The sequence below is a fragment of the Bacillus sp. 522_BSPC genome (assembly GCF_001076885.1).
Lineage (GTDB): Bacteria > Bacillota > Bacilli > Bacillales > Cytobacillaceae > Niallia > Niallia hominis.
In genome coordinates, this window is sequence record NZ_JVDT01000255.1 from 1 (window position 1) to 5,242 (window position 5,242).

Here is a 5,242-nt window from a genome sequence, read left to right on the forward strand (position 1 = left end):
GTTTGAGTCAAGTATTTGTGGGAGAAATTTTTTATCGTCGGAATTTCTCTCTTTTTCAGTGTGTTTGCTATCTCTATTGTTAACGCTTTCTATACTTACTCTATTTATAGTCAGGCTGTTTTCGTAAAATTTTTTGGGATCAATAGACCGTTCCTTTCCGCTACAGGCACTTGCTTTCCGCGGGGAGGAAGTCGAGCCTCCTCGCCGTTCCGGCTGTGGGGTCTCGACCTTTCCTCTATGTCCCGCAGGAGTCAAGTGCCTTTCGCTCCAATCCACTCTGCGTTTTCTATGTTGTTAAAATCCATAACCTTTTAGAATACAGTTTACAGTTAAACGTCGACAATCCTTTTTAAAATCCTTGTAATGCTTTTAACGCATGATATAGTGGCTTTCCTGTTGTTTGACTCAAATAGGCAATGTTTTGTCTTGTTGCCTGTCCTGCTGTTTTGGTTAGTTTTTCACGGTAGTATTTTGGTTTTATATGATTTGATTCCTTCTCTTCCAATCGTTTCGTCATTGTTCCGATCAGTGTTTTAATATCTAATCCATCTTTTAAGCCAACCATGAATCGAATAAATGCATCTATTCCTTTTTCACTCCATGCCCTTCCGTTTTTCAGACGCTTGGCAAACACACTCATGGTTCCTTCTGCGCTGCCCATCGGACGCATATCACTCGTATCTATTCCTTGTTCCTGTAACCAAATTCTATAGTCTCCAAGTGCCTCGGGATATGGAGAAAGCTGGTTAATTAATGCTTCTAATCGTTCTTCTTTTTTCTCTGTATCCAGGGTCGCCACTGCACTATTTAACTCTACTAATAATCCCTCTCCATCATACTTAGCTAGCTTTTTTCGTATCGCTTTATATCTAGGATGTTCTTTAAAAATACGTTGGATTTCTCGAGCTACGTGGAATCTGTCTATCGTGAAAAAAGCTTTCTTTTGAAAATACTCTCTGCACGCAGTTATCCAACTAGCTCCGTCCCCATTGATAGCTAAAAGATGAGTAGTTGGATCGTAATGATACGTATCCATTAAAAATTGTTCTAACTCTTCCCAGAAAGGTGCTTCTGCTTTATGAATAAAATGCCGTTTTCCCACAAGACTGGCTCTCTTTCCATTCATAGACCAACCTTCATGGATAGCTGCGATCTTTTCTTCTCGTCCGCGCTTCTTACCACCTTGCCGTTTAATAAATAAGCCATCTACTTCGATAAATAATACCTTTCTTTTTGGTTCGATTGGCAAGCTCGGTACAACTTCTGTTTGTAATAAATGTTGACGAATCGCTTCATGACTAGCTACAGAGTATCCAAGTAATTTTTCTAACGTAGAAGATGCATGTCTGTATGATGGCCCAGTAACCGCCAATTCCATCGCCATTTCTTCCACAACTGGACTAAATCCTTTACCGCCCTCAAACTGTAAATATTGATCTAATAAATAGACATATTTGTTGCCGATACGATCCCAATAGTAATTTCGCTTAATTGAAACAGATCCAAATAAGGTGTCCATCTGAATCGCTCTCTTATCTTTGAGTTGATATCTTCCTTTATCTCGTTGTTCAGCTATTTCTCTGTCATACCCAGTTAACAGCTCCTCGAGAACTTCCGAAAAAGTTTCCTGTAATGTTTTAAATAAATCACTTTCTATTTCTTTTAATGTAGGTAGTTTTATGGTATTTTGTTTCATAGGGACTTTCTCCTTTTGTATGTTTTGTCCGCAAACACTACTATACAAAAAGAAAGTCCCTTTTTCTTTATTTTTGCTCATACTACCGCGCTTGCGTTTGGTTGGCGGTCTAACGACCACCAACCAAACCAGAGGGTAAATTATTTTCTACCCACAAACATTTTACTCATACTATGAGAAATTAACATTTATCCTTACTTCTGAACAAATGAAACAGCTACATTATGTTAATAGTTTAGATTTTTATTTTTCAAGCGGCGGGTATCATCCTCCAGCAATCACAGAATATTTCAATAAAACCGTTCAGCCATATGTAGATAATAATATATCTTTTCGATCATGGGCACATGTTGAATGGGCAACGATGGAGGAGCCTTTCCACTTAATAGGCGAATTAGAAAAAATTATTGATCAAGCAGTCAATCAGATTTCCTTTCCACTAGTCTGTGCGTATGGACAACTAAAAATGCCAAATTTTTTATCAACACTTTTATTGGAAACCCATCCTTACATATTGAAAAAAGATACACTTATATCATCTAAAAAGTACATAATAAATGCACCTTTTAATACAAATAATGATAGGGAGTAAATCCTATCTTAGCTTTGCGGGGGAGATAGCGAATAGCTATTCATCATTGATCGCTAATTCCCTGTTGCAGCAACTATCACCTCTACCTATTCTTGGTTATTAACCGTAATGAAACTATTTCCATCTAGTTATATGTTAAGCGTATTTTTTATAGGTTTCGCCTATGTAATCTCCCGCACCAATCCACTCAAGTTTTTAGTACTTCTTTTTCTTTATAATTCCTAAGTCATCCACTAATAAGAAAGAGTATTTTTTTGGATAATTCCTCCAACAAATCCTTTACTCTACTAATATACTAAAATATTTTATTGACAATTACTTTTTTAATATGGTAAATTCTATTCATTGGTTTATCACTATAATATATTATCGAACTAAAGGATTTTTGGTGAGAGCCTGTTTTTTAATAGATTTATCTTAAAAAATACAAACTTCAATTCATAAAGGTGGCTTTATACAACATGAAACGTTTAGCAATTAATTTACTTATTTTAGCGTCTGTATTCTTCATTTTTACAGCTTGTTCAAATAATTCATCTGATAAAAAGGAAGATACTTTAGTAATTGGAATTGATGACAAATTCGCTCCAATGGGATTTAGAGATGAAGATAATGAAATCGTTGGTTTCGATATAGATTATGCGAAAGCAGCTGCTGAAAAAATGGATATGTCAGTAGAATTCCAACCAATCGATTGGAAAACAAAGGAATCCGAATTAAGTAGCGGTCGAATTGACCTAATTTGGAATGGATATACTATAACGGATGAACGGAAAGAAAAAGTACTTTTCACAAAGCCTTATTTAAAAAATGCACAAGTAGTCGTAACATTAACTGATTCAAACATAACAAAATTAGATGATTTAGAAGGAAAAGTTGTTGGGCTACAATCTCTTTCTTCTGCATCTGATGCATTAGATAGCAATCCGATTAAATCAAAAATTAAAGAAGTTACCGAGTTTTCCGATAACGTTTTAGCATTAAGTGATTTAAAATCTGGTCGTTTGGATGCAGTCGTTATTGATGAAATTGTTATTGATTATTATATGACAAAAGAGCAAGATACCTTTAAAGTGCTTGAAGAGTCCCTTGCTCCAGAAGAATATGGAATTGGTGTTAAAAAAGGCAATGAAGCTTTATTAGAAAAACTTCAAAAAGCACTTGATGAAATGAATGAAGATGGAACAGCCGCTAAAGTTTCGGAAAAATGGTTTGGAGAAAATAAAGTATTAAAGTAAACTCGCAAATGAATCGTAAACAAAACAGGATTTCTTTACGAAACCCTGTTTTGTTTTGTTGGAGGAAGAGAAATGTCGTTTGATTATATTATGTCGATACTAAAACCAATGTTAGAAGGAGCACAAGCAACCGTTCTTTTATTTATTATTGCTATTGTAGTATCCATTCCACTAGGTTTTCTTTTAACTCTTGCTATAAAATCTAGTATCAAACCAATTGCTTGGCTGGCAAGTTGTTATGTTTACATCATGCGTGGAACCCCTTTATTACTGCAATTATTATTTATTTGCTTTGGATTACCCATGATTCCAGGAATCGGAGAATACTTGGTGTTAGATCGTTTTGTAGCTGCCTCTCTAGGCTTTATTTTGAATTATGCAGCCTATTTTGCGGAAATTTTCCGTGGAGGTCTACTTGCTATCGATAAAGGTCAGTTTGAAGCTTCTCAAGTTCTCGGTTTAAATAAATGGCAAACAACAACACGTGTTGTGCTGCCACAAATGTTTCGCATTGCCCTTCCTGCTGTTGCAAATGAGTCGGTTACATTGGTGAAAGATACAGCCTTGCTCTATGCTGTTGCTGTCCCAGAATTACTTCACTTTGCGCAAACTGCTGTAAACCGTGATTTTACGATTATTCCATTTTTCATCGCAGGGATTATTTATTTAATCATGACTCTACTATTAACAGCATTATTTAAATGGCTGGAGCGTAGATTTAAATTTGAATAAGAAGGACGGATTTTTATGGCAATCATCGAAATAGAGAATATTAAAAAATCATACGACAAGGTCGATGTATTAAAGCAAATTACCTTTGAAGTCAATAACAATGATGTCGTTGCGGTTATTGGTCCATCTGGTTCTGGAAAAAGTACGATGCTCCGTTGTCTTGTCGATTTAGAAAAAATAGATGGAGGAAATATTCGAATTTGTGGGGAAGATTTAGTAAAAGACGGACTCTATTCCCCACCCCAAAAAATAAAACAGATTACATCAAAGATGGGAATGGTTTTTCAGCATTTCAATCTATTTCCCCACCTTACAGTAAAAGAAAATATTGAACTTGCACCGAAATTAGTTAAGAAAGAAACAGCCGCTGTCATTCATGAAAGAAGCATGAAAATACTGGAGAAAATCGGCCTTACCAGTTTTTCCAATGCATACCCTGCCAAACTATCTGGCGGCCAAAAGCAGCGTGTTGCCATCGCCCGTGCTTTAATGATGGAACCAGAAATATTGTTGTTTGATGAACCAACATCCGCTTTAGACCCCGAACTGACTGGTGAAGTTTTAGAAGTAATGAAAGACTTAGCAGAAGAAAAAATGACAATGATAGTCGTTACCCATGAAATGGGCTTCGCCAAGGAAGTAGCCAACAACGTTATCTTTATGGACAATGGAGTAATCGAAGAGTCAGGACCACCAAATAAGATCTTTACAAACCCCCAATCCGTGCGTACACAGGCTTTTTTGAGTCGGAATTTGAAGTAAGTGTAAAGTCGGAGGTTGGGACAAAACTAAATAACTAATCTTTAAAGACGAACAATCTTTAATTTAGCTCTTAAATAAAGCTACTTTATCTATGTTTCTAAATAGAGTTAAGTGTAAAAACTAAGTCGTTCCATTGCGCTACAGATGCACGATGCGCCGGGGAGGAAGCTAAGCCTTCCCTCTATTTCCCGCAGGAGTCGAGCGTCCTCCGCTCCATTACAC

5 protein-coding genes are annotated in these 5,242 nt (G+C 36.3%); 4 read left to right on the plus strand and 1 reads right to left on the minus strand.

The genetic code is table 11. The annotated features are described in order from the left end of the window. Nucleotides 1-349: 349 nt before the first annotated feature. Entirely contained in the window at nt 350-1,696 is a 1,347-nt protein-coding gene (locus ADJ83_RS21390; RefSeq protein ID WP_048717475.1) for an ISLre2 family transposase, read from the minus strand. 208 nt (nt 1,697-1,904) lie between these two features. On the opposite strand from ADJ83_RS21390, the gene ADJ83_RS21395 reads away from it, so the two are divergent. From ADJ83_RS21395 to ADJ83_RS21410, 4 genes are all read left to right on the plus strand, one after another. Further along, nucleotides 1,905-2,288 (plus strand): MEDS domain-containing protein, encoded by a 384-nt coding sequence (locus ADJ83_RS21395; protein ID WP_152910853.1) that lies wholly within the window; start codon nt 1,905-1,907, stop codon nt 2,286-2,288. A 461-nt stretch (nt 2,289-2,749) separates the two neighbouring features. Further along, nucleotides 2,750-3,526, plus strand: a complete 777-nt coding sequence (locus tag ADJ83_RS21400; protein ID WP_031538463.1) for an amino acid ABC transporter substrate-binding protein — start codon at nt 2,750-2,752, stop codon at nt 3,524-3,526. Between the two features lie 72 nt (nt 3,527-3,598). Next, nucleotides 3,599-4,258: an amino acid ABC transporter permease gene (locus tag ADJ83_RS21405; protein ID WP_031538462.1), complete on the plus strand. Its 660-nt coding sequence runs from the start codon at nt 3,599-3,601 to the stop codon at nt 4,256-4,258. Nucleotides 4,259-4,273: 15 nt separating this feature from the next. After that, nucleotides 4,274-5,020, plus strand: a complete 747-nt coding sequence (locus ADJ83_RS21410; RefSeq protein WP_031538460.1) for an amino acid ABC transporter ATP-binding protein — start codon at nt 4,274-4,276, stop codon at nt 5,018-5,020. The last annotated feature ends 222 nt before the right edge of the window (nt 5,021-5,242 follow it).